Annotated in this window: 1 protein-coding gene; it reads left to right on the forward strand. The window is 38.8% G+C overall.

Annotation, left to right across the window (positions count from 1 at the left end; translation table 11 throughout):
• On the forward strand, positions 1–481 hold a 481-nt coding region (locus tag ACFIK8_RS09005; protein WP_375669224.1), incomplete at its 5' end, for a transglycosylase SLT domain-containing protein.
• Positions 482–794 lie beyond the last annotated feature (313 nt).

A 794-nucleotide genomic window follows, 5' to 3' on the forward strand; every position in this document is an offset into this window, starting at 1 on the left:
TGGTTTTTTTGATAATTGGGGAAAGGCTGCTAAAAAAGCAGAAATGCGCTACGCCATTCCTATGTCTATTATTCTTGCAACCATTAATGTGGAATCAAGTTTTCATCATAATGCACGTCCTCCACGCAAAAAACTCTTTGGTTTTATTCCATGGAAACGTCAGTCGACAGCTTATGGTTATGCTCAAGCTCTTGACGGTACATGGGCAATGTATCTCCGCTCTACAGGAAAATCTTTTGCTCGACGTACCAATTTTGCAGATGCTGCTGATTTTGTTGCTTGGTATCATCGTCAAACTGTTCAACAGAATGGCGTGAAGTTTAATGATGCCTATAGACTTTATTTAAATTATCATATGGGACATGGTGCTTATGCGCGTAGTGGGGGTCGTGTAACTGCAGCACTTGCACAGGCAGCAGAACGTATGGCAGAAATATCGAGCCACTATGAACAACAATTAAGGAAATGTAGACGGCGTTAGGGGGACTGTGAAAATATCTGAATCGGGGATTGGAGTGGTTTTGAAATTGATTCGATAACCAGATTTGTCATGATTGAATGGACAGATATAGCTTTTCTTGTTACACAAATTAAGTAAATCCAGGCGATAGGAGGAGGCTTTTGCAATGTATTTGGGAGGACGATGTAAAGGATATTTTTATAAAAATCTTTTTTGAGAAGAAGATCTTGTTTCAAGAAGTAAAAAGTTCAACATAAAAATCTGGCAGAATGATCCGCCAAATAAAATTGATCAACAAAAGCCTCTCTATCCAAAGGGGAAAAAATAAACGTTG

This window comes from Bartonella sp. MR168JLCBS (genome assembly GCF_042194175.1).